General features: G+C 41.7%; 19 protein-coding genes and 1 pseudogene. 16 read left to right on the top strand and 4 right to left on the bottom strand.

The genetic code is table 11. The features are described 5' to 3' along the window. Positions 1-188: 188 nt before the first annotated feature. The 9 genes and pseudogenes from dusB to serA all read left to right on the top strand — a co-directional run bounded on the left by dusB (position 189) and on the right by serA (position 8,806). Positions 189-1,160, top strand: a complete 972-nt coding sequence (dusB, locus tag SANK73390_RS18925; RefSeq protein WP_261626225.1) for a tRNA dihydrouridine synthase DusB — start codon at positions 189-191, stop codon at positions 1,158-1,160. 19 nt (positions 1,161-1,179) lie between these two features. Beyond that, positions 1,180-1,470 (top strand): DNA-binding transcriptional regulator Fis, encoded by a 291-nt coding sequence (fis, locus tag SANK73390_RS18920; protein WP_005491017.1) that lies wholly within the window; start codon positions 1,180-1,182, stop codon positions 1,468-1,470. 229 nt (positions 1,471-1,699) lie between these two features. Next, positions 1,700-3,286 carry a bifunctional phosphoribosylaminoimidazolecarboxamide formyltransferase/IMP cyclohydrolase gene (gene purH, locus SANK73390_RS18915; RefSeq protein ID WP_462767927.1) on the top strand — a complete coding sequence of 529 codons (1,587 nt, stop codon included), beginning with the start codon at positions 1,700-1,702 and terminating at the stop codon, positions 3,284-3,286. 98 nt (positions 3,287-3,384) lie between these two features. Then, a pseudogene (locus SANK73390_RS18910) lies at positions 3,385-4,228 on the top strand (class I SAM-dependent methyltransferase). 16 nt (positions 4,229-4,244) lie between these two features. Beyond that, positions 4,245-5,528: a phosphoribosylamine--glycine ligase gene (gene purD / locus SANK73390_RS18905; protein ID WP_462767926.1), complete on the top strand. Its 1,284-nt coding sequence runs from the start codon at positions 4,245-4,247 to the stop codon at positions 5,526-5,528. Between the two features lie 135 nt (positions 5,529-5,663). Continuing rightward, positions 5,664-6,212: a hypothetical protein gene (locus SANK73390_RS18900; RefSeq protein ID WP_462767925.1), complete on the top strand. Its 549-nt coding sequence runs from the start codon at positions 5,664-5,666 to the stop codon at positions 6,210-6,212. A 10-nt stretch (positions 6,213-6,222) separates the two neighbouring features. Continuing rightward, positions 6,223-6,831 carry a 5-formyltetrahydrofolate cyclo-ligase gene (locus SANK73390_RS18895; RefSeq protein ID WP_462767924.1) on the top strand — a complete coding sequence of 203 codons (609 nt, stop codon included), beginning with the start codon at positions 6,223-6,225 and terminating at the stop codon, positions 6,829-6,831. 78 nt (positions 6,832-6,909) lie between these two features. After that, a complete protein-coding gene (gene rpiA / locus SANK73390_RS18890) occupies positions 6,910-7,563 on the top strand; it encodes a ribose-5-phosphate isomerase RpiA (protein WP_462767923.1) in 654 nt (217 codons plus the stop codon). 13 nt (positions 7,564-7,576) lie between these two features. Then, complete coding sequence (gene serA / locus SANK73390_RS18885) at positions 7,577-8,806, top strand: phosphoglycerate dehydrogenase (RefSeq protein WP_261591950.1); 1,230 nt, start codon at positions 7,577-7,579, stop codon at positions 8,804-8,806. Positions 8,807-8,839: 33 nt separating this feature from the next. Here the strand turns inward: serA and SANK73390_RS18880 are convergent, their stop codons facing one another. Then, a complete protein-coding gene (locus SANK73390_RS18880; RefSeq protein WP_462767922.1) occupies positions 8,840-9,730 on the bottom strand; it encodes a hypothetical protein in 891 nt (296 codons plus the stop codon). A gap of 10 nt (positions 9,731-9,740) precedes the next feature. Next, a complete protein-coding gene (gene radA / locus SANK73390_RS18875; RefSeq protein WP_261592168.1) occupies positions 9,741-11,111 on the bottom strand; it encodes a DNA repair protein RadA in 1,371 nt (456 codons plus the stop codon). Positions 11,112-11,307: 196 nt separating this feature from the next. Here radA and SANK73390_RS18870 point away from each other — a divergent pair, with 196 nt between their 5' ends. Further along, the gene (locus tag SANK73390_RS18870; RefSeq protein ID WP_462767921.1) at positions 11,308-13,803 is read left to right on the top strand and encodes a PilZ domain-containing protein; all 2,496 of its coding nucleotides are present in this window, start codon (positions 11,308-11,310) and stop codon (positions 13,801-13,803) included. A gap of 55 nt (positions 13,804-13,858) precedes the next feature. Here the strand turns inward: SANK73390_RS18870 and ampE are convergent, their stop codons facing one another. Beyond that, on the bottom strand, positions 13,859-14,710 hold the full coding sequence (gene ampE, locus SANK73390_RS18865; protein ID WP_462767920.1) for a beta-lactamase regulator AmpE: 852 nt from the start codon (positions 14,708-14,710) through the stop codon (positions 13,859-13,861). 11 nt (positions 14,711-14,721) lie between these two features. After that, positions 14,722-15,261 carry a 1,6-anhydro-N-acetylmuramyl-L-alanine amidase AmpD gene (gene ampD, locus SANK73390_RS18860; protein WP_462767919.1) on the bottom strand — a complete coding sequence of 180 codons (540 nt, stop codon included), beginning with the start codon at positions 15,259-15,261 and terminating at the stop codon, positions 14,722-14,724. Positions 15,262-15,398: 137 nt separating this feature from the next. Here ampD and nadC point away from each other — a divergent pair, with 137 nt between their 5' ends. From nadC to pilB, 6 genes are all read left to right on the top strand, one after another. Beyond that, positions 15,399-16,253, top strand: a complete 855-nt coding sequence (gene nadC, locus SANK73390_RS18855) for a carboxylating nicotinate-nucleotide diphosphorylase (protein WP_462767918.1) — start codon at positions 15,399-15,401, stop codon at positions 16,251-16,253. A 279-nt stretch (positions 16,254-16,532) separates the two neighbouring features. Beyond that, positions 16,533-16,967, top strand: a complete 435-nt coding sequence (locus tag SANK73390_RS18850) for a pilin (protein WP_462767917.1) — start codon at positions 16,533-16,535, stop codon at positions 16,965-16,967. Between the two features lie 69 nt (positions 16,968-17,036). Continuing rightward, positions 17,037-18,266, top strand: a complete 1,230-nt coding sequence (locus SANK73390_RS18845; protein ID WP_462767916.1) for a type II secretion system F family protein — start codon at positions 17,037-17,039, stop codon at positions 18,264-18,266. 33 nt (positions 18,267-18,299) lie between these two features. After that, positions 18,300-19,187 (top strand): prepilin peptidase, encoded by an 888-nt coding sequence (locus tag SANK73390_RS18840; protein WP_462767915.1) that lies wholly within the window; start codon positions 18,300-18,302, stop codon positions 19,185-19,187. A 7-nt stretch (positions 19,188-19,194) separates the two neighbouring features. Continuing rightward, positions 19,195-19,812, top strand: coding sequence for a dephospho-CoA kinase (gene coaE, locus SANK73390_RS18835; protein WP_462767914.1), 618 nt, complete (start codon positions 19,195-19,197; stop codon positions 19,810-19,812). An 84-nt stretch (positions 19,813-19,896) separates the two neighbouring features. Continuing rightward, positions 19,897-21,582 (top strand): type IV-A pilus assembly ATPase PilB, encoded by a 1,686-nt coding sequence (gene pilB / locus SANK73390_RS18830; protein WP_462767913.1) that lies wholly within the window; start codon positions 19,897-19,899, stop codon positions 21,580-21,582. The last annotated feature ends 56 nt before the right edge of the window (positions 21,583-21,638 follow it).

Here is a 21,638-nt window from a genome sequence, read left to right as displayed (position 1 = left end):
TATTATTTTTATACACCCCCTCACTCACCTGTTTAAAAATCACACAAATAAATCATTGACTCAAACTGTTATAAAAAGTCAACCCAAAAAGTTCAAAAAAAAACAATAATGTTCAATTTATAGCCTTTGATTTTTGCGAAAAAAACCGTAAACTTAGCGCCCCTTGAAAAGAGGCAGATTGAACAACAGTGCGTATTGGTCCATACCAACTAGATAACAACATTATTGTGGCCCCAATGGCTGGGATCACTGATAGACCTTTTCGACAACTATGCCGTCGATTAGGCGCAGGTTTAGCCGTATCAGAAATGATGTCGTCAAATCCAAAAGTATGGAAAACAGATAAGTCGATGAACCGAATGGATCATAGCGGTGAATCTGGCATTCGCTCTGTACAAATTGCAGGTGCCGACCCAGCTTTAATGGCACAAGCAGCACAGTTCAATGTAGCAAATGGGGCGCAGATCATAGATATCAATATGGGCTGCCCTGCAAAGAAAGTGAATAAGAAACTAGCAGGCTCTGCACTGTTGCAGTATCCCGAGTTAGTTGAGCAGATAGTTCAAGCAGTGGTTAACGCTGTCGAAGTACCTGTGACACTAAAAATCCGTACGGGTTGGGATACACAAAACCGCAACGGCGTTGAGATTGCTAAAATTGCTGAACAAAATGGCATAGCCTCCCTAGCTGTACATGGTCGCACTAAAGCGTGTATGTACAAAGGTGAAGCTGAATATGCCACGATAAAGGATATCAAACGTTCAGTGACCATACCTGTCGTCGCCAATGGAGATATTACATCTGCGCAAAAGGCTAAACAGGTATTAGATTATACGGGCGCAGATGCCATCATGATTGGTCGAGCCGCCCAAGGTCGCCCTTGGATATTTAGGGAGATAGACCACTTTTTGCAAACTGGAAAACAACTACCTACACCAGAGATATCTGAGGTACGTAGTATTTTGATGGAGCATTTAACCAATCTTCATCAGTTTTACGGTGAGCCAATGGGAGCGCGTATCGCACGCAAGCATGTATCATGGTATTTGCAGGCCCATGACCAAGCAGGTCAGTTTAGGCGAGTATTTAATGTTCTTGAGATGCCCAATGAGCAAATCGATGCATTAGAACAATACTTTGAAACACTAGCAGCTAACTAAGAAAGAAAGAGACATAATGATGTTTGAACAAAATGTGACTTCTCCATTTATTACTAACGCTCATGTTCAGTCACAAGAGAAACCGCAACCTTTACGCGATGCAGTAAAAAAAGCTGTTCATCACTATTTAAAGCAACTTAACGGTCAAGACGTACAAGACGTTTACGATCTTGTTCTTTCAGAGCTAGAAGCGCCATTGCTTGAGGAAGTAATGACGTATACTCGCGGTAACCAAACTCGCGCTGCGATCTTACTTGGTATCAATCGTGGTACGCTACGTAAGAAGCTTAAAAAATATGGTATGAACTAATCTGTAGATTTAGTTTATAACGTTTTGAAAAAGCACCTTAGGGTGCTTTTTTATATCTCTGCCCCTTTATCTCTCAATTTGCATTCAAGCTAACATCTTGCGCACACTATAAATTAAAGAATTCTCAATTTCACAATACGGTTTATGATCGTTTTCTTACGTAAATTAAGCTAAAATAGCGCCCTTCTAAGCTAGCCCTTAACTTATCATTGAGGAAACCTAAACCATCATGGATATACATCGTCCAATTCGTCGCGCATTATTAAGCGTGTCAGATAAAACCGGTATCGTTGAACTTGCCCGTGCTCTAAACACATATGGCGTAGAAATTCTTTCTACTGGCGGTACATTTAAACTATTAACACAGAACGGCATTACTGCCACGGAAGTATCTGACTATACAGGTCACCCTGAAATTATGGATGGTCGTGTAAAAACGCTGCACCCCAAAGTGCATGGTGGCATTTTAGCACGCCGTGGCCAAGACGAATCGGTTATGGCTGATAATGACATCAGTGCTATCGACATGGTTGTAGTTAACTTATACCCCTTTGCACAAACTGTTGCAAAAGCTGACTGTAGCCTTGAAGATGCGATTGAAAACATTGATATTGGTGGCCCAACCATGGTTCGTGCAGCAGCTAAAAACCATAAAGACGTCACCATTGTCGTCAATGCGCATGACTATGACCGCGTTATTGCTGAGCTAAAAGAAAACAATGGTTCAACCACTTACAATACGCGTTTTGATTTAGCAATTGCAGCGTATGAGCACACAGCTCAGTATGATGGCATGATAGCGAATTACTTCGGCAACATGGTGCCTGATCATACCGAAGCGGGTGCTATTGATACTAAATTCCCTCGCACAATCAATATGCAATTCACTAAAAAACAAGATATGCGCTATGGCGAGAACTCTCACCAAGATGCTGCGTTTTATGTTGAAAGTGACCTACAAGAAGCCTCTGTAGCTACTGCAAAGCAGCTACAAGGTAAAGCATTGTCATTTAATAATATTGCAGATACTGACGCTGCACTTGAATGTGTTAAAGAATTCGATGCGCCCGCTTGTGTTATTGTAAAGCATGCCAACCCATGTGGCGTAGCAGTTGATGAAAACATCCTAGCGGCATACGACAGAGCGTTTAAAACTGATCCCACCTCTGCCTTTGGCGGCATCATAGCGTTTAACCGTGAATTAGATGCAGACACGGCAGAAGCCATTGTGGCACGCCAGTTTGTTGAAGTGATCATTGCACCAAGTATTTCAGATGCCGCAGCACAAATTGTTGCAGCAAAGAAAAACGTTCGCGTCTTAGCGTGTGGTCAATGGGGTGCGAAAACAACACACTCTGATATTAAACGCGTAAATGGCGGTATTTTGGTACAAGACAGAGACCAAGGTATGGTCACACTAGATGACTTAACCGTCGTATCTAAGCGCCAACCAACAGAGCAAGAGCTAAAAGACTTATTATTCTGCTGGAAAGTAGCTAAGTTTGTTAAATCAAATGCCATTGTTTACGCTCGAGACTCAATGACGATTGGTGTTGGTGCTGGGCAAATGAGCCGCGTCTACTCTGCTAAAATAGCAGGCATTAAAGCTGCTGACGAAAACCTTGAAGTAAAAGGTTCAGTGATGGCATCTGACGCATTCTTCCCATTCCGTGATGGTATTGATGCTGCTGCAGAAGCTGGGATCACAGCCGTTATCCAGCCTGGTGGCTCAATGCGTGATGAAGAAGTCATCGCTGCGGCTAACGAAGCCGGCATGGCAATGGTCTTTACCGGCATGCGTCACTTTAGACATTAAAAACCATTGCGCGAACCGTTTAACGTTTCGCGCTTTTTGTTTGCACTAAATTCGAGTATTGTGCTTAAAACACAATCACAAAAGTGAAGGAACAAAAAATGAAATTTGGTTTAAAAACACTTCTTGCAGCTGCTGTAACGACTGCACTCGTAGGCTGTAACGCAAACGATAGCACACTAAATAACAGCGACAATACCGCAAGCACGCTAATTAGCGCAGCACAAAGTACTGAACGCTCAACAGCAAATCAAACCCGTGACCAATATCGCAATCCAGTTGAAACGTTAGCGTTTTTCGGTTTGCAAAGTAATATGACGGTTGTTGAAATTGCCCCAGGTGGTGGTTGGTACTCAGAGATTTTTGGCTCCTGCACTTAAGGGTCAAGGTACTTTCTATGCTGCACACTTCCCTGCTGACTCTAAGGTTCGCTATTACCAGCGCTCACTCTCTGGTTTTAAAGAAAAAGTAGCCAGTGATGAGCGATTTAACGAAGTGAAAATAACCGAGTTTTCTCCTATCTCTCATTTAGATATTGCACCAGCAAGCAGCGCTGACATGGTACTGACGTTTCGTAACGTGCATAACTGGTACATGCAAAAAGATCACCAAGGCGTGTTAAGTGCGTTTAAAGCATTTAATAAAGCCTTAAAACCAGGTGGTATTTTGGGTGTGGTTGAACACCGTTTACCTGAGTCGCGCGATAGCGCTGATCAGAAACGTTCAGGCTACATGAAGCAAAGCTATGTGGTTGATATAGCCAAACAAGCCGGATTCGAATTAGTAGCTCAAAGCGATATAAACGCCAACCCTAACGATAGCGCAGATCACCCTAAAGGTGTGTGGACTCTTCCTCCACGTTTAGCACTGGGTGAAGAACAAGCTGCAAAATATAAAGCTATTGGGGAAAGTGATCGCATGACTCTAAAATTTAAAAAGCTTTAAATAGGAAAATTTCGCCATGAATGTACTCGTCATTGGCAGCGGTGGCCGCGAACACGCACTTGCGTTCAAAGCCGCTCAAAACCCGTCAGTCAAAACAGTTTATGTTGCCCCTGGTAATGCAGGCACAGCCTTAGAGCCTAAACTCACTAATGTTGACATTGGTGTTGAAGACTTAGACACTCTGATAAACTTTGCTAAAGAAAACCGTGTTGAGCTTACCATTGTAGGCCCAGAAGCACCCTTAGTGATTGGCGTGGTAGACCGCTTTCGTGAAGAAGGCTTAGCTATCTTTGGCCCAACGGCCGCAGCAGCACAGCTAGAAGGCTCAAAATCTTTTACCAAAGACTTTTTAGCTCGCCATGCTATTCCAACTGCAAACTACCAAACGTTTGAACAAGTCGAACCTGCATTGGCTTACTTGAAACAGCAAGGCGCGCCTATCGTGGTTAAAGCCGATGGCTTAGCAGCTGGCAAAGGCGTAATAGTTGCAATGACTGAAGCGCAAGCACAAGACGCCATTCGCGACATGCTTGCAGGCAATGCATTTGGTGATGCTGGCAGTCGTGTGGTTATTGAAGAGTTCTTAGAAGGCGAAGAAGCTTCCTTTATCGTCATGGTTGATGGTAAAAACGTTTTACCATTTGCTACCAGCCAAGATCATAAACGTGCTTACAATGGTGATGCAGGTCCAAACACTGGTGGTATGGGGGCTTACTCTCCGGCACCCGTGGTGACACCTGAGATCCACCAGCGTATTATGGATGAAGTGATCACACCGACTGTTGAAGGTATGGCAAGCGAAGGCAATCCTTATACGGGATTCTTATACGCTGGGCTGATGATCGCAGCAGACGGCACGCCTAAAGTGATTGAATATAACTGTCGTTTTGGTGACCCTGAAACACAACCTATTATGCTGCGCTTACAGTCTGATTTAGTTGAATTAATCGAAGCTGCTAATCGTGAAGAGCTAGACAAATTTGATATCAAGTTTGACCCGCGTGCAGCTGTAGGAGTTGTTCTCGCAGCCAAAGGCTACCCCAGTGCATATCCTAAAGGTGATGCAATCAAAGGCCTTCAAGTAAGCTATCCAGAAGGCGAAAAGGTATTTCATGCAGGTACCAAGCAAAATGGTGCAGATGTGGTGACCGCTGGTGGTCGTGTACTGTGCGCAACAGCGCTAGGCCACACGGTGACCGAAGCCCAAAAGCGTGCATACTCACTGATAAAAGACATCCATTGGGATGGTGTCGAGTTCCGTACAGATATTGCTTATCGCGCTATTGCTCGAGAGCAATAATTCAGTATCAATTATAGGCCAGTTAACAGCTGGCCTAGTTTCCATAAAAATACCTCCCCTTGTTATTCATAACACATTCGCAACATACAAAAAATTCGGTATACTCAAAGCATTAGCAAAGCGTTAGGAATAGTCATGTCACAACAATACCGTGTCGCATTTGTCGAATTAGAGGGAAGTTCTTCGGCAGAAGAGGTGGTGGCAAAATTAAGTACTAAATTAAAAATTAACCCACAAAAAGTAAGTGCCTTTTTAGCCAATAAGCCTTTATTCGCCCCAGCGGATAAAACCAAATGCTTAAAGCAGGTAAAACTGCTTGCCAGCATGGGGGTCCAAGCCAAACTAATAGCACTAGAAGATGCGACTAAAACAAGCGCACAAGAACAAAAAGATGAGCGCGTATTTGAAGCCTTAGATTATATAACGAGTAGCCTCATTCGTATCGAAGAAAGACTCGAAGAATTAGAGCAACGCCTGCCTACATCGTCAAATGAACAACATGAGCAAAATGCGCAACAATGGCAAGAAAACGAGATGCTAGATGAGTTTGATTTAGATATTGAACTGGAGCCCACAAAAAAGCTACCCACTCGTAAGCTACAATATGCATTGGCTGCCGTGCTGATGGTACTCTTAACGGTCTTGGCATTGGCTATCTTATATCCACAGTGGTTTAATTTATAATTGAGCATTTATGGTTAGCAAACCCCAATCTCCTCCCCTATCTCGTTCACAAATTCGCAAGAATATTAGAAATGCGAGAAAAAACCTAAGCAAAGCGGAGCAAGAACAAGCCGCGAAAAAAATTAAAGTGAATTTTTTTCAACATAAAAACCCACCAAAAAACGCTCGAATTGGGCTCTATTTAAGCAATGATGGTGAACTTGATACTTCCAATCTAATTCAATCACTTAGAAAAGAAAATCACCGCATATTCCTACCAATAATACATCCCTTCAATGGCACCTCTTTGCTATTTCAAAGGTATGAAGAAAATTCACCCATGACACAGAATCGCTATGCTATCTTGGAACCTAAATTAAATTGCAGTCATATTTGCCCCCTTTATGAATTAGATTATCTACTTATCCCACTTGTGGCGTTTGATAAATCAGGTAATCGCTTAGGGATGGGTGGCGGTTACTACGATAAAACTTTGGCACGCTACTATCGCGAACATATGCAAAAGCCTGAATTAATAGGTCTTGCCCATGACTGCCAGCAGGTAGAGCTATTGCCAACTGAAGCATGGGATGTGCCATTACAGCAGATAATTACACCACGCCAATTTTATCAGTGGTAAAGCACAAACTGACTCATTCTATGGTCACAATTACGATATACTCACGGTGTTCAATTTGACAACACAGTGAATTACGTAATGACCCAAGATGAAATGAAAAAAGCAGCAGCCTGGGCTGCATTAGAATATGTTAAAGAAAACACCATTGTTGGCGTAGGAACCGGCTCAACCGTAAACCACTTTATAGATGCCTTAAGCAGTATCAAAGGGCAAATTAAAGGGGCTGTTTCAAGTTCTGAGGCCTCAACACAAAAGCTTCAAGCATTAGGCATAGAAGTGTTTGAGCTTAACGATGTTGACCAACTCGACGTGTACATTGATGGTGCAGACGAGATCAATGCCAGTAATGACATGATCAAAGGTGGTGGCGCGGCATTAACACGAGAAAAAATTGTAGCCGCAGTAGCTAAACAATTTATTTGTATTGTGGATAACACCAAACATGTTGAAACATTGGGCGCATTTCCTCTACCTGTTGAAGTGATCCCCATGGCACGCAGCTATGTGGCGCGCGAGTTATTAAAGTTAGGTGGTGATCCGGTCTACCGACATGGCGTTACGACCGATAACGGTAATGTGATACTTGATGTACATAACTTGCAGATTAATGAGCCAAAGCAGTTAGAACAAAGCATAAATCAGATTGTCGGCGTTGTAACCAATGGTTTATTTGCACAGCGTGGAGCCGACGTTGTTATTACGGGGACCTCAGAGGGCCCCAAAATTAGTTAAATAGGAATCAATCATGAGTAAGGTATCGTTAGCCAAAGATAAAATTAAAATCTTGCTACTTGAGGGCGTACACCAAAGCGCTGTCGAAACACTAAAACGCAATGGCTATAGTAATATTGATTACGTTAAAACATCGCTACCTGAAAATGAGCTAAAAGAGCGTATTAAAGATGCCCACTTTGTGGGTATTCGCTCTCGCAGCAATTTAACCGAAAGCGTGCTTAGCGCCGCAGAAAAACTAGTTGCTATTGGTTGCTTTTGTATCGGCACCAACCAAGTTAACTTACAAGCTGCGCGTGAACGCGGAATTGCAGTATTTAATGCGCCTTTTTCTAATACTCGCTCTGTTGCAGAGCTAGTATTAGGTGAAATACTGCTTCTCTTACGTGGCATTCCTCAGCGCAATGCCATGGCACACCGTGGACAATGGCTAAAATCTGCCATTGGTTCGTACGAAGCCCGTGGTAAAACTTTAGGGATCATTGGTTACGGTCATATCGGAACTCAGCTTGGGATCATGGCTGAAAATATCGGTATGAAAGTAGAGTTCTATGATATCGAAGATAAGCTAACGCTTGGCAACGCCCAACAAATCCAAAGCTTAACACAACTTCTGCAGCGCTCTGATGTCGTGAGTTTACATGTACCTGAAACCTCAGCAACTAAGAACCTTATTGGCATGGCTGAGTTAGAAGTAATGAAGCAAGGCGCTATACTAATCAACGCATCTCGTGGCACCGTGGTTGATATTGATGCACTAGCAGAGTCGCTAAGAGATAAAAAATTATCCGGCGCAGCCATTGATGTATTTCCTGTGGAACCTAAATCTAACGAAGAAGAGTTTATTTCTCCATTACGTGAGTTTGATAATGTTATTTTAACGCCACATGTTGGCGGCTCGACTCAAGAAGCACAAGAAAACATCGGTATTGAAGTGGCTGGTAAAATCGCTAAATATTCAGACAATGGTTCAACATTAAGTGCCGTTAACTTCCCCGAAGTGGCACTGCCTGAACTTGCTAATCGCAGTAGATTACTGCATGTTCACCACAACCGTCCTGGGGTGCTCACACAAATTAACCAAGCATTTGCACAGCATGGTATTAATATCGCCGCACAATACCTTCAAACTGATGACACCATCGGTTACGTGGTTATAGATGTCGATAGCGATCACTCTGAAGTTGCATTAAAAGAACTCAGTGCTGTAGAAGGCACTATTCGCGCAAGAATATTACATTAAATTAAAAAGGTCGCACTTGCGACCTTTTAACGATTACTGCCCAGTCATAGACAAGTTGATATACTCTGCCAATGCCTCTGGCTGAGTATTGAGTATCGCCAGCTGCTGAGAAAAATCAGCAGCACGGGTACCACTGGGTAACTGTGCAGATACTTCTAAGCGCTGCAAACCTTTAGCAAACCCCAGCAATGCCTTTTTACTGCGCTGTGCTATTGTAATTTTCTCAAGCCGTGTTTCTAGTAATTGATATAAATTTAATTTATTTAACCCAGACACCAGCAGTAATCTCTCAAGTAACGCTGGCAACTGTCCTTGGTTTTCAAGCTTAAAATGCAACATGCGTGGCTCAACATTTTGTAGAGCATCCATCAATGCGCCTTGTGCAACTAAATCATCTGGCTGCTGGCGCAGCGACTGTGACGCTGTCATAAAATTTTGAGTATTATTAACCTGCAATAATAACGTCGCAGCAATAATATCACGCGCCACCCAACTTGCTTTTAATTCACTTAAACCGACACTATGGTCATATGCAACTGAAGATACAAAGTCAAAGTCTGTATCCAGTAATAGCGCTGGTATATTCGATACCTGCTGCTTGGCTTGTTCACTCAAACGTATTCCATTTAGTTGTACCTGAGTAAATTCACTGATTTTATCGCTTTGATAGCCTTGCAGACTAGCTTGCTCAATACTTATCACCTTACGCGCTAGTGCGTCTTTAATAACCACATTGTGCACACTCACTGTATCTTGCAAAATAGACGCATCTATACTGCCATAACTTATTTCGATACCGCTTTGCTGCTGTATTGATGCTAATTGCTGCGCCAGCTCAGTGGTAACGTTTTTGTTTACTAGGTGCTGAGCTATTCCATACGCGACTAATCCAGCTCCCAGCACAACCAAAAATACATTTCGCATAAGCAGCTCCTTAAAATAGTGCTTCAAGCGCTTCACTTAAACTATTGACACCAATAATTTCCATACCTTCAATTGGGTCTTTTGGTTTATTAGCATTTGGCACTATAGCTCGCTTAAAACCATGCTTTGCTGCTTCTTTTAGGCGCTCTTGACCACTGGGTACTGGGCGTATTTCTCCTCCTAACCCCACTTCACCAAAGACCACTAATTGACGCTCTAAAGCATAGTTTTTAAAACTTGATACCAATGCCACGATTAGTGCTAAATCTGCGCTAGTCTCTGACACTTTGACACCGCCCACAACGTTAACAAATACATCTTGATCAGCTACCTGCAAACCACCGTGGCGATGTAATACCGCCAATAGCATCGCCAAACGGTTTTGCTCTAACCCCACGGTGACTCTTCTAGGGTTAGCTAATTGCGAGTAATCAACTAGCGCTTGCACCTCTACGAGTAGCGGCCGGGTTCCTTCCCAAATAACCATTACCAAAGAACCCGGTGTCTGCTCTTCGCCTCTGTTCAAAAAAATAGCTGAGGGATTACTGACTTCTTTAAGCCCTTGTCCTGTCATCGCGAACACACCTAACTCATTCACGGCACCAAAGCGATTTTTATTACCTCGTAAAGTACGAAAGCGGCTATCTGAGCTCCCTTCCAATAAAATTGAACAATCAATACAATGCTCTAAAACTTTTGGGCCAGCCAAAGAGCCATCTTTGGTTACATGGCCGACCATAAAAATAGCCACTTGGTTTTGCTTTGCAAAACGCGTTAAATATGCAGCACTTTCACGTACTTGAGAAACGCTACCTGGCGCTGACTGTACATCGTTCATATGCATTACTTGGATGGAATCGATGACCATAATGCTGGGTTTTTCTTGCAAAGCTAATTGGCAAATGGTTTCAACGTTAGTTTCTGCCAAAGTTCGTAACTTATTGGTCGGCAAACCAAGACGATGCGCACGCATTGCTACCTGCTGCAACGACTCTTCACCTGTCACATATAGCGTATTCATACCTTGTGCTAGCAAGCACATAGTTTGTAATAAAATAGTACTTTTTCCTGCCCCTGGGGAACCGCCAATTAAAATAGCGCTACCGGGCACGACTCCGCCACCAAGAACACGGTCAAACTCTTTAAAACCCGTACTAAAGCGCGGTAAACTCTCAAGGTTAACTTCATCCAATGTTTGCACTTTGGCATCAACCATACCTGCATACCCAGCCATCGCAGCACTGCGAGGAGGCGCTTTGACAGAAGGGACGCGAAATTCAGTCACTGTATTCCAAGCACGGCATTCGGAGCACTGCCCTTGCCAACGCGCAAATTCAGCACCACAATCACTACAAACAAAGGCTGTTTTCTTTTTTACCATATTTTTAGGCACACTTATTGCTTAAAATCTGTAACTCAATCTCTGCACAATATAAATACTGCAATAGCAGACTAAGTTAACAGAATTGTTTAGAATTAATTAACTATGATTTAATATTGTCATAGTTTTGTCTTGGTATAACTAATAATAACGAATAAGCCAGACGGCTTAAACATAGATAACATAATGGGTCATTATGGCTGAAGATAAGCTACAGAAATATCAACCTCTGATCAAAGAGTTAAAGTCGCAGTTGGGCGATCCCAACTTCGATAAGATCTTTGATCAAATGACGAGCGATATTTCCAAACCCGACAAGTTCCTATTAAAAATGGAAATGTCTCGTTTGTCGCAACCCATTGCCCGCTTTATTGACTTACGCGGCCAAGTTGCTGGTGAAGTAATACCCTATGAATACGATGGTAAACAACACTTTATGGACGATTTAGCCATTGAAGTGTTTGAACGTGAAATAGCACGTCATGGTAAATACACCTTAGCAGTTTATGAAGAGGTTATGCATACCGAAAATAATTTTCGAGTAATGCAAAAAGCACAAGACAGCGAAAGCTTAGTTGAAGATATTGCGCCAGAGCAAGTTGATTCCCCCCAACTCATTCGTTTTGCTTCATACGAAAGCCGTATTGAAGAGAGAATGAACTACTCAATCAAAATATCCATTGAACTAGGTAAAGGCCATTTTATCAGAGGTACCACCTCTGATATTTCACTCAGTGGCGCTAAAATAAAAATGCCTGCTAAAGAGCGTATTAAGCAGGGGCAAATCGTGAGTATTCGCCTAATAGGCCTTGAGCAAGAGTTTGAACTAGGCCTCAAAGGCGGTATCCAGTACGAAGTAGTCGCCATTGAGCCTCTGTCAAGAGAGCTTAGTCACGTAAGATTAAAAAGAACTTTTATTGAGAACAGCAGCTCTTTTGATGAATTTTTAGATAGCTTTATTCATGGTAATAAGCGCCGCTATAAAATAAACCTCGATAACACAATGGACGCAATTATTTGTAAGGGATATGAGCAATATTACCAGCCTAGGGTTAACTCATTATTCATTTTTATCACACAAAAAGATAAGCTCTTATTGCCAAGTATTGCGTTAACTAATGAAAATAATGCCAATATTCATTATTACTTTGAAGACGAAAGAAAAACCTCTTGTTTATACCAAGTTTTATCCCAAGCTCGTTTGGAAGCCATGTTATCGCTGCCAAATGCCGTCAAAGAGTCGACACTATACTGCTTTACACACATCAAAGATGGTAAAATGTACCATTATTCAGCATTTGATTTTGAATTGGCCAAACAAGCACAATTGCGTAGTTTATTTATCGCTTACGGCGCGAACAAAAGCAGCTGGCGAACTTTTAAAGTGCAGTTAATGCCAAGCCACCATGAAGATGCATTTATACCACTCTCTTTACCAAAAAATGCGGGAAAGAACGTGGAGAAGCTAAACAAACGGCCTCCTCCACGCGCACAAAGTTATATTGATAATGTTAAATACCTCATACTGCTAACTGACATCTCTTCAGAGCACCAAAGAACAGCTTACCAAAAAGTGACATTTGATAAGCGGTTAGTCAATCAGCTAAAAGTTTTTGGTCGAGGAAAAGCCCTCAACCCACCTAAACTAGAAGTTGTCTCTTTAGAGTATGTGAATCTTCGCGCTCACAAGCGTTACTTGTATAAAACAGCCACCATTTTGCATGTTGATGGAGCCGCTGAAGTACAAGGGTATACGCTTGACTTTTCAGTAATGGGACTGCAAATACAGTTAGCGCAGCCATCGACAGTCACTAAGGGCGATATTGTTCACATTGACTTGCCTGAATTGCAAAAAATTACCAAGCAATACACCCTTAGCAATCTGCGTTATGAAGTGATGGCAGTCAGTAAAACTAAAACAACCATTAACCTTAAAGTAAGTAAGCTTACAGACTCACCTAAAACCGCCAGTGATTTTTTTAAATTATTAATCGACAGTAATAAAGACAAACTACAACCATGTAAAGAAACGCCTAGAGTACCGGGGCTTTCGACGGCACTTAGAAACATGATCACCAAAAGTGTTTGCCAGTTTCCTTTTTACCTTCACAAGGAAGCTTCACACTTTAAAGTTGGGTCAGTTGGTATAGGACTTTATCCAACTCCTATTCATCATTTATTAATGCAATATCATTATGGTAAGCAAGGTTATTTAAATGTTAAGCCGCTTTTCCCTTCAGGGTTTATTGAAAACACATTAACAGAGGCTGTCAAAAAGCACAGCAGAAAAAGTAAACCTTTAAAATACAATTTATTTGTGAGCTTTGATAATACTGAAAAAGATTTAAGCAAGGCAATTAAAAGCCATTGTATTGAAAAAGGTGAGCCACAAGAGTCATTATCATTATTTTTGAAAAAAGCCATAACCAAAAATATGCTATTTGTGTTTCATTTGCATGTTTCTAAAACTGGACGCCCTGATACAGACTACTTAGCAAATGAACTACGCTATGTCAGTCATTATGCCCTGCATAAAGCAAAAGAACTTGAAGAAGGATTATGGAAAGTGACAGGAGTATGTGACTTAATAGATGTCACCGATGAACACCTGCGCACCCTTGAGCTCGATAATAAACTTATAACGGCTATGCGGTTGAGAAAACAGACTTGGTTAAAAAGCTTACTAAACTAACCTACATTTAAAAAATTGAGTGGGGTAACCCCACTCACAATCAAGTTACTTACGGCTATGCTAAATTACCAAACAAAGTTAATAATGCTATCAAAACTAAGTAAAACAATATATTGCGTTTAACTAACCGCATCATGCAGGTTGCTTCGTATGTACATCCTATATACTGTTGTTCTATCTGCTCAGCAGCTAATGCTGTAGACGTCACCACACAGCGGTTAGAAACTTTAAAATCAAGCACATACTTAAGCCAACAACTTGTGCCTTTAGAAAAATTACCGATGATCAAATAACCAAAACTGGTGATCCTAGCAGGCAACCACTCTAACCAATGCAGCATAGTCTGAAATCGTTGGCTATGGTTTATCATTTGATGCTCTGAATTTTCATCTATCGCATCAAACAGGCTCCTTGTCAGTGCATACAAAACAGCGCCCGGCGCACCTAAGAGAACAAACCAAAAAATAACTGCGCAATAATGACGAAAGTTAACCCAAACTAGCGTTTGCCCAAACCATTCACCTCCTTGTTCAAGCTCAGTGCGTTTTTGCCCCATTTGTAGCGCATACAAAGTCGCAGCTTCATTATCCCCTCGAGTTAAAGCGTTTAAATACCCCTTATAACGCGCTCGCTGGTGGGCACAACCAAAGCAAATAAGTAGAACACAGGTATTTAATACCAACTGCACCAATACCAAATCAACTATATGATACACGAATGCGACCAAAATACTGGGGACTACCAACCAAGCCATCACACCAAAGCCTGACTTAACTTCCCCCCTAAAAAGCCCAGCCGTACTGCTGCGTGCTAAATAGGTATTTGCATAATAACTTATCTGCCAATATTTGCCTCGTGCGGCAAGACGCTCAATGGCAAGTGCTAAAATAATTGAAATTAAGATCATAACATTGCTCTTTATTTGTCTAATTGATTAAAAAACTTTGACCACTGAAACGCGCTACCGGGGTCCGTTTTACGCCCTGGTGCAATATCACAATGACCCACAATTCTCTGTTTGGTGATAGCTGGGTACGCTGTCATTAATTGTTTGGTCAGTTCAACAAGCTGTAGATATTGCACCTGTTCATAGGCACAATCATCCGTGCCTTCGAGTTCAATACCAATGCTAAAGTCATTACAACGCGTTCGTCCTGCAAACGTTGATACGCCAGCATGCCAAGCTCGCTTACTAAAAGGTACATATTGCAATACTTGTCCGTCACGTTTTATAAAACAATGGGCTGAAACTTCGACTCCCTGTAAGTCAACAAAACTCGCATGCGCATTATAATCTAACGTGCCACAAAACAGCCCATCTACATAAGGCGTACCAAATTCACCCGCAGGCAGAGAGATATTATGAATAACCAATAGAGAAACCTCTTCTCCTGTGGGTCTGTCGTCATAAAATGTGCAAGGTCTTCTATTTACACCTACTAACCAATCTAATGGCATAATACAAAATGGCCTCTAATAATCATACTGTTACCTTATCAAGGTTAATATTAATTCACTAGCGATGATTGTGTAAACGCGCGCAACACAGTAAAATTTAACTTCTGCCTATATTAGCCAACACAAGTGACAATACGATGCAAAGCCAACTTATCTCCAGTGAACTCATTAGCCAATTAGTAAAACAAGCACTTAACGAAGATTTGAATCACCAATCGGCAAACGATGGAGATATTACTGCACAGTTAATACCTGAAGATCAGCAAGCCCACGCATCTGTGCTCACTCGTGAAGACTGCGTATTTTGCGGCAAAGACTTGATTTTAGAAGTATTCAAGCAAGTAGACCCAAATGTTATCGTTAACGTTTTAGTAGAAGATGGCGATACAATTTTGGCAAACAGCACCCTATTTACCGCAGTTGGGTCTGCACGCGCAATTTTAACCGCTGAGCGCACCGCTTTGAATTTTGTACAAACACTCAGTGGCACCGCCACTACCACCGCACACTATGTAAAAGCACTCGCAGGGAGTAAAACTCAGCTATTAGATACACGTAAAACCATTCCGGGGTTGCGCGCACTGCAAAAATACGCCGTAAAATGCGGCGGTGGTCAAAATCACCGCATTGGTTTGTTTGATGCGTTTTTAATCAAAGAAAACCACATCGCGGCTTGTGGCGGTATCGCTAAAGCCGTATCACAAGCCAAAGTCAACCACTTCGACAAACCCGTTGAAGTTGAAGTTGAAACTCTAGATGAGCTAACACAAGCGCTTAATGCAGGTGCTGATATTATTATGCTCGACAACTTTAGCGTGGCAGATATTAAACAAGCCGTTACTCTAACTCAGGGTAAAGCAAAGCTTGAGGTCTCTGGCAATATGACCCTTGAGATACTCAGTACATATGCCCAAGCAGGCGTCGACTTTATCTCAAGTGGTGCGTTAACCAAACATGTACAAAGCATCGACTTATCAATGCGCTTTAAGTAAAAATAGTATTATTTATTCATATTAATGACACCCTTTGCCACTAAATTATTGACAATAGTGGTAATAGGCCGTTAAATACGACAAAAGCATGGGTTGCTAATAATTTATTAATTTAGTGAGTTAAACGCTGTTTATTGAGGTATATCAAGCGCAACGATAGCGCCTTTTACCCAAAAACAGCCTATACTTACTTATACGCTAACTCAAAACCATAAAGATTTTAATATCTTTCTAACTTACACTTGTACGGTTAGACAATAATCCCTTAGGAGACACATCATGGCAAAACAACAACAGGGTGGTTTTACCCTTATCGAATTAATGATAGTGGTAGCTATCATCGGCATTTTGGCAGCAGTTGCATTGCCAGCGTATCAAGACTACGTAGCGAAAGCACAAGCTACCGAAGCAGTATCACTATCAGCTGGCGCAAAGACAGCAATTGCAGAATATAACCAAGTGAATGGTTCATTCCCTGGCGCAGCAACAATACCAACAGCCGCTAGCTTGGCAGCAACGGGGACCTACGCAAGTTTAGCTGTTACTGCTGATACCGGTGTAATCACAGTTACAATGGCAAACAATGCAGTTTCATCCCTAACAGGAAAAGTTTTTATCTTAACGCCAGTTACAACTAATAACGCGTTTAAATGGACTTGTACTGGCAATGTAGATGCTGATTTACTACCACAGAATTGTACTGTTACACCTTAAAAACACCTTTAAAAAGGCAGCTGTTTATCAGCTGCTTTTCTTTTGAATTAAGTTATAAGTGACCTCAAAATGGCAAAAAGCACTGATGACAAGTCGTTAGATACGTTTAAATGGGTCGGTGTAAGTACACGAGGTAAACGCCTTGAAGGGGAAATGACAGGTAACAGTGTTGCACTGGTAAAAGCACAACTGCGTAAGCAAGGGATCACCCCCTCAAAAGTGAAACGTAAACCCAAGCCGCTCTTTGGTTTAAAACGCACACCCAAAGTGAGCGACAAAGATATTGCAGTTACGACCCGCCAAATTGCCACCATGTTAAACGCGGGTGTGCCATTGATTCAAGTACTAGACATGATTGGCTCTGGTATTAACAATAAAAGCATGAAAAAGTTAATTATCGCTATTGCAGACGAAGTGCGAGCAGGGCAGCCTTTATCTAAAGCTTTACGCGCCTACCCACGCTATTTTGATGACTTATACTGTGACTTAGTACAATCGGGTGAGCAATCGGGCTCGCTTGATCATGTGTTTGAACGTATTGCTATATATAAAGAAAAAGCTGAAGCACTTAAATCAAAAGTTAAAAAAGCACTATTTTACCCCATTGCGGTAGTTTTAATTGCTTTGATAGTCACCTCTATTTTGCTGATTTTTGTGGTGCCCCAATTTCAAGAGATTTTTAATGGTTTTGGTGCTGAGCTTCCCGCTTTTACTCTGATGGTGATTGGTATTTCTGAAATCATGCAAAAGTATTGGTGGATAATACTCGCCCTGCTATTTTTAGGGGGTTATACCTATAAAGAAATGCTCTTTCGCTCAAAGCCTTTGCGCAATTTTAACGACCGATTGCTGTTAAAGCTCCCTGTGGTTGGGCAAATACTCGATAAAGCCGCCGTGGCACGTTATGCCAGAACCCTCTCTACCACATTTGCCGCGGGTGTACCGCTTATAGATGCCCTTGATTCAGCTGCAGGTGCTTCTGGTAATGCTATTTATCGCGACGCTATTTTAGATATAAAAAGTGAAGTTAGTTCAGGTAACCAGATGAACTGGGCCATGAGAAATACTAGTGTATTTCCAGATATGGTCATTCAAATGGTTGCCATCGGTGAAGAGTCTGGTGCATTAGATAGTATGCTCGCTAAAGTGGCGAGCATTTATGAGCAAGAAGTTGATGACTTAGTTGATGGGTTATCAAGCTTACTAGAGCCTCTCATTATGGCGGTGTTAGGGGTGTTAATTGGTGGCCTTATTATTGCCATGTACTTACCTATCTTCCAATTGGGGACGGTTATATAACCCCAGCTTGCTCCTTAAATAATAAGAATTATCATGCTTAACGTATTTCAATTAATGCAAACACACTCTTGGTTTTTACTGCTTGTTGTAGGATTAGTTAGCCTGTGTGTTGGCAGTTTTTTAAATGTGGTGATTTATCGCATTCCCAAAATGTTACAACAACAATGGCGCAGCGAATGTACACTGCTACTTAATCCACAAATAAGTAATGACGAAAAGTTGCAACAAACAGCTCCGTTTAATTTGGCAATGCCGAGCTCTCATTGCCCATCATGTGATGCCAAAATAATGCCTTGGCAGAACATTCCACTTATCAGCTGGCTTTTGTTACGTGGCCGCTGTAGTCAATGTAAAACGCCAATTGCGATGCGCTACCCTTTGATTGAATTAGGGACTGCTCTGGCCTCTTTATTTATTGCCTTTCATTATGGGCCAATACCACAAATTGCTTTATACCTTGTACTGACATGGGCATTAATTGCGCTTATTTTTATCGACATTGATCACATGCTATTACCTGACCAAATTACCTTGCCACTGTTATGGTTAATGTTATTGGCCAGTACTTTTGATATGACCATACCACCGAGCGATGCCATAATTGGCGCTGCAGTTGGTTACTTAAGCCTATGGAGCGTTTATTGGCTATTTAAGTTAGCCACCGGCAAAGAAGGTATGGGATATGGTGATTTTAAATTACTGGCTGTATTTGGTGCGCTGCTTGGCTGGCAAGCTATTTTAACCATCGTGTTATTATCTAGTTTAGTTGGCGCAATAATTGGCAGTATTCAATTAGCAGTGCAAGGTAAAGAGAAAAGTACGCCTATTCCATTTGGCCCGTATTTGGCCATTGCAGGTTGGTTAACTTTACTGTTCGGCGATATTATTGAAAGCTGGTATTTTGGTTTAATTTTAGCGTGACTATGTTATGAGCAACTGGATTTTAGGGCTAACAGGCGGAATTGGCGCAGGTAAAACAGCGGTCAGCGATATGCTTGCCAAAAAAGGCATTACCATTGTCGATGCCGATGTAATTGCCAAACAAGTAGTTGCTTTGGGGAGTGTTGGCTTAAACACCATTGTTGATAAGTTTGGTAAAGAAATCTTACAAGCCAATGGTACGCTAGATAGAGCGAAACTTCGCCACATTATATTTTCAGACTCACACAGTAAACAGTGGCTTGAGCAACTTCTGCACCCACTTATTCGTGAAGAAATAATAACACAACTGCACAGCGCGAAAGGGCCATATGTCGTGCTATCGGCCCCCTTACTATTTGAAAATAAACTCGACGTTTTATGCAGTCATACTTTGCTCGTTGATGTACCTGAGCATACTCAGTTAGCTCGCACAACTGAGCGTGACGGTGTACCTCAGCAGCAAGTAAAAAAAATTATTGCAGCACAAATGTCTCGCGCAGAGAAACTAAAGCGTGCAAATACCATCCTAAATAATGATAAATCATTAACTGAGATGTATAATCAATTAGAAATATTACACCAAAACTTTGTTTCTACTGCATTAAATCATTCAACTTGTGGTTAACTTGTACGGGCTTTATTGAGATCATAAGTTAATTTATAACAAGTTAAAGTAATATTAATCTGTAGCTGATATGTTTGAGGGCCTATGGAAAACCATTCACCATTGTTGCGTAAATTTATTACGCTTGGGCGTGTAACGCCAGAGCAAGTTAAAAGTAAGCAACGTGACGCACACTCTACAGCAGAGCTAATTTGCTTATGCAGTGGTATCAGCAGTGCTGAGCTCGCAGAACAGTGCTTAGATTTATTTCGCATCCCCTTATTCGACTTAAACGAATTTGACGTTACTCAAGTACCTGAGAGTTTAATTAATGATAAGCTAATTCGTAAGCATCATGTTTTACCATTACATAAAAAAGGCCGTAAACTCTATATCGCCGCCTCAGATCCGACAGATTATGGTGCTTTTGAAAATTTTGAATTTAGTACGGGTTTGCAATGTGATGTGGTGGTTGTCGATCACAAGGTATTAGAGAAAAAAATCGAACAGCTGTTTGACTCCTCTGGTGGCTTAGCTCTCAGTGACGATGAGTTTAAAGAATTCGGCAATCTAGATATAGAAGATGAACAGTCACAGCAAAAAAGTGACGATAAAGAAAAAGACAACGACGACGCGCCAATCATTGTGTATATCAATAAGATTTTGATGGATGCGATTAAAAAAGGCGCATCAGATTTACACTTTGAACCTTACGAGCACAAATACCGAGTACGCTTTAGAATTGACGGCATACTACATGAGATGGCAAGCCCCCCAACCGCTTTATCAACACGCCTAGCTGCACGCATTAAAGTGATGTCACGTCTAGATATCTCAGAAAAGCGCAAACCTCAAGATGGCCGCATTAAGCTAAAAATTTCAGAGCGTAAAAGCATTGATTTTCGTGTTAGCTCCATGCCGACTATATGGGGTGAAAAAATCGTAATGCGTATTTTAGATTCATCAAGCGCAATGATCGGCATTGATGCACTCGGGTATGAACCCGAACAAAAACAAATGTATTTAGATGCGCTAGATCAACCTCAAGGGATGATCCTTGTTACCGGACCCACAGGCTCAGGTAAAACCGTTTCTTTGTACACCGGACTTAATATTTTAAATAAGCCTGAGCGAAACATCAGTACCGCAGAAGATCCGGTAGAAATAAACCTAGAAGGCATAAACCAAGTTCAGATCAACCCCAAAGCCGATATGACTTTCGCCAATGCGCTCAAAGCATTTTTACGCCAAGACCCTGATGTCATCATGGTCGGTGAGGTACGTGATTTAGAAACAGCTGAAATTTCCATCAAAGCGGCACAAACTGGTCACCTTGTAATGAGTACGCTACATACCAATTCAGCACCAGAAACACTGACTCGATTATTAAATATGGGCGTACCAGCATATAATGTTGCCAGCTCGGTCAACTTAATTATTGCGCAGCGGCTCGCTCGCCGCTTATGTAATCATTGTAAAGCGCCTGAAACATTACCCAAAGACGAATTACTAAAACAAGGCTTTGCAGCTGAGCACCTTGATGATATTAGTCTTTACACGCCACAAGGCTGTGAACACTGTACTGATGGCTATAAAGGTCGAGTGGGTATTTACGAGATAGTCAAAATCACATCTGAAATATCGGAGCTGATCATGTCTGGTGGTAACTCACAAGAGATAGCTAAAATTGCAAATAAACTGGGGTTTGCCAATTTAAGAACCTCTGGACTCAAAAAGGCGGCATCTGGCATGACATCATTAAGCGAGATTAACCGTGTGACAAGTTATTAATTTTGCTATGTCGTAGATGTGTATTAAGCAAGTTTAATACTTCAAAGTAATCAGCC

The sequence above is a fragment of the Pseudoalteromonas sp. SANK 73390 genome, from assembly GCF_054966645.1.
Note: the sequence above shows the minus strand (reverse complement) of the source record. Positions and strands in the feature narration are given on the sequence as shown.

Bases quoted from the DNA above. Each gene is read 5' to 3' on its own strand.
- serA (WP_261591950.1), top strand. From the start codon at position 7,577: ATGAGTAAGGTATCGTTAGCCAAAGATAAAATTAAAATCTTGCTACTT.
- ampE (WP_462767920.1), bottom strand. From the start codon at position 14,710: ATGATCTTAATTTCAATTATTTTAGCACTTGCCATTGAGCGTCTTGCC.
- SANK73390_RS18880 (WP_462767922.1), bottom strand. From the start codon at position 9,730: ATGCGAAATGTATTTTTGGTTGTGCTGGGAGCTGGATTAGTCGCGTAT.
- coaE (WP_462767914.1), top strand. From the start codon at position 19,195: ATGAGCAACTGGATTTTAGGGCTAACAGGCGGAATTGGCGCAGGTAAA.
- fis (WP_005491017.1), top strand. From the start codon at position 1,180: ATGTTTGAACAAAATGTGACTTCTCCATTTATTACTAACGCTCATGTT.
- pilB (WP_462767913.1), top strand. From the start codon at position 19,897: ATGGAAAACCATTCACCATTGTTGCGTAAATTTATTACGCTTGGGCGT.
- SANK73390_RS18850 (WP_462767917.1), top strand. From the start codon at position 16,533: ATGGCAAAACAACAACAGGGTGGTTTTACCCTTATCGAATTAATGATA.
- SANK73390_RS18845 (WP_462767916.1), top strand. From the start codon at position 17,037: ATGGCAAAAAGCACTGATGACAAGTCGTTAGATACGTTTAAATGGGTC.
- ampD (WP_462767919.1), bottom strand. From the start codon at position 15,261: ATGCCATTAGATTGGTTAGTAGGTGTAAATAGAAGACCTTGCACATTT.
- SANK73390_RS18870 (WP_462767921.1), top strand. From the start codon at position 11,308: ATGGCTGAAGATAAGCTACAGAAATATCAACCTCTGATCAAAGAGTTA.
- SANK73390_RS18840 (WP_462767915.1), top strand. From the start codon at position 18,300: ATGCTTAACGTATTTCAATTAATGCAAACACACTCTTGGTTTTTACTG.
- purH (WP_462767927.1), top strand. From the start codon at position 1,700: ATGGATATACATCGTCCAATTCGTCGCGCATTATTAAGCGTGTCAGAT.
- SANK73390_RS18895 (WP_462767924.1), top strand. From the start codon at position 6,223: ATGGTTAGCAAACCCCAATCTCCTCCCCTATCTCGTTCACAAATTCGC.
- radA (WP_261592168.1), bottom strand. From the start codon at position 11,111: ATGGTAAAAAAGAAAACAGCCTTTGTTTGTAGTGATTGTGGTGCTGAA.
- purD (WP_462767926.1), top strand. From the start codon at position 4,245: ATGAATGTACTCGTCATTGGCAGCGGTGGCCGCGAACACGCACTTGCG.
- nadC (WP_462767918.1), top strand. From the start codon at position 15,399: ATGCAAAGCCAACTTATCTCCAGTGAACTCATTAGCCAATTAGTAAAA.
- rpiA (WP_462767923.1), top strand. From the start codon at position 6,910: ATGACCCAAGATGAAATGAAAAAAGCAGCAGCCTGGGCTGCATTAGAA.
- SANK73390_RS18900 (WP_462767925.1), top strand. From the start codon at position 5,664: ATGTCACAACAATACCGTGTCGCATTTGTCGAATTAGAGGGAAGTTCT.